The organism is Cetobacterium sp., assembly GCF_051658645.1.
Classification (GTDB): domain Bacteria; phylum Fusobacteriota; class Fusobacteriia; order Fusobacteriales; family Fusobacteriaceae; genus Cetobacterium_A.
In genome coordinates this window covers 1-1,972 of record NZ_JBOFMZ010000016.1, presented here as the reverse complement: position 1 = coordinate 1,972, position 1,972 = coordinate 1, and the positions used below count along the sequence as shown (strand labels likewise).

Here is a 1,972-nt window from a genome sequence, read left to right as displayed (position 1 = left end):
CTTATTAATTATATCTTGCTTGTGAAAAAAATACAAATACTACCTAGAGTTTAGTGAACTGTTGTTCTAAAATTAAAAAAAGTAATTTTGTGAACACTGAATTAGAACAATAATAGGAGTACACAAAAGTGTACTTTTTAGGATTTATTATTTTATATCTACAAACTTATTCTAGCACCATCTTGCATATCCAAATTTCATTAAAATAGCCTCCGTAACATATGTTTTTGAACCCTAGATTTTGAAAATATTATTGGCAATAGTTATGAAACTATTTTATCAAAATTTTGGTCTCATAACCACCTTAAATTTAAAAGGTTCAAAAACTGTAGTTTATGAGAAAAGGGACAGCATCATAGAAAATGATACTATCCCTTAAAATACTAGGTTAGATATATAAATAATCACTTTTTTCAAAAAATAATTTTCTAAATCCAATGTGGGGTTTTCGGGAAAAAACCGACGTTTGGCCATACCCATCAACTTAAGAAGTCAATAAAATCAAATACTTTAGCTCTTTTTATGGTAAAATATTTTTACTAATATAAAAGGAGCTTTTTTTATGAAATCTAAATGTTTAAACTTTTTACTTAATGAAGAGGAGATTAATCGTATTGCTAAAGAGGTTGGCCTCTGTAAAAGAATACGAAAGTTTAGTCCTATACAATTACTCAAGATGGTCATACTTTCTCCAAATAACATCACCAAAGACATACTCAGCCATATCTCTCTTAATCTTTTTGAAATAGAGAATCTATCTGTTAGCTCAGAAGCTATTAATAAGCGATTCAACTCTAAATTTGTTAAGTTTCTTAAAGCTATTTTCCTGAGGCTTCTCAATATCATATTAGATATGAAGAAACCTGAGAAAAAAAGTTTAGCAGTTTTTAATCGTATTCTCTTAACAGATTCAAGTGTTTCTAAGCTTCATCGTTCTTTAGCGAAAGATTATCCTGGTGGTAAAAATCAAGAAGGTGAATACTCTAGTTTAAAAATTAATTTCATAAAAGATTTAAAACATAACCTACCTGTAGATGTAAAAATTACAGCTGGAACTAAAAATGATTTTAAATTTTTACCTAAACTAAAGAAAATTATTCGAGCTAAAGATTTAATCTTAAATGATTTAGGATACTATTCTTTAGATTTTTTTAAATATATTTTAAAAAAGAAGGCTTTTTTCATATCCAAACTTAAACTTAATAGCACTAAAACAATTTTTGTAAATAATCCTGATGCCAAATATTTTAAGAATGGTAATGTAAAATCTGAAACTAGATATGTACAACTAGATTTAGAAACAATCTGTAGTTCTATGAATATAGGGGAAATTAAAGAAGTTGAGAATGTATATGTTGGATCAGCATTTGAAAAAGTTCCATGTAGATTAATAATAACAAGGTTAGATGGTGTTCTAGAAGAGCGTAGGTTAAAAACAGTAACTAAAAAAATTAGAGATCCACGTCCTTATTTGCGAGAAGAAAAACGAGATATTGCAAAATATGGATTTATCATAACAAATCTTCCAAAAAAAGATTATCCAAAAAAAGATATATATCCCATTTACAGCTTAAGATGGCAGATAGAGTTAGATTTTAAAAATTGGAAATCAATATTAGAAATTGATGAAAGCACTAGAAAACTAAAAAAGGAAAGAATAGAGGTTCATTTCTATGGAAAGTTATGCAATATACTTATGAACAATGAATTATCAAATATTTTACGAGAAGAAATTGAGGATAAAAGCTTGATTTTTAGTGAGAAGAAGATATTTCAAAAGATTAAATATTACTTAGATAGAATACATCATTATGATTACAAAGTTTTTAGAATAATAGATAAATTAAAAATACTAGTTCCTAAAACCTGTATAAAAAGTAGAAGGAAAGGGGAGTTCAGCTCAGATGATATATTAAAATTGATAATTTAAAGATTTGAAGTAATAGCTTTGAGTAAGTGCTGTTAACAGCAT

Annotated in this window: 1 protein-coding gene; it reads left to right on the top strand. The window is 26.8% G+C overall.

Annotated features, from left to right (window positions below; genetic code table 11):
- Window positions 1-562 precede the first annotated feature (562 nt).
- On the top strand, window positions 563-1,930 hold the full coding sequence (locus tag ACRCZX_RS00665) for an IS4 family transposase (RefSeq protein WP_438581026.1): 1,368 nt from the start codon (window positions 563-565) through the stop codon (window positions 1,928-1,930).
- Window positions 1,931-1,972: the final 42 nt, after the last annotated feature.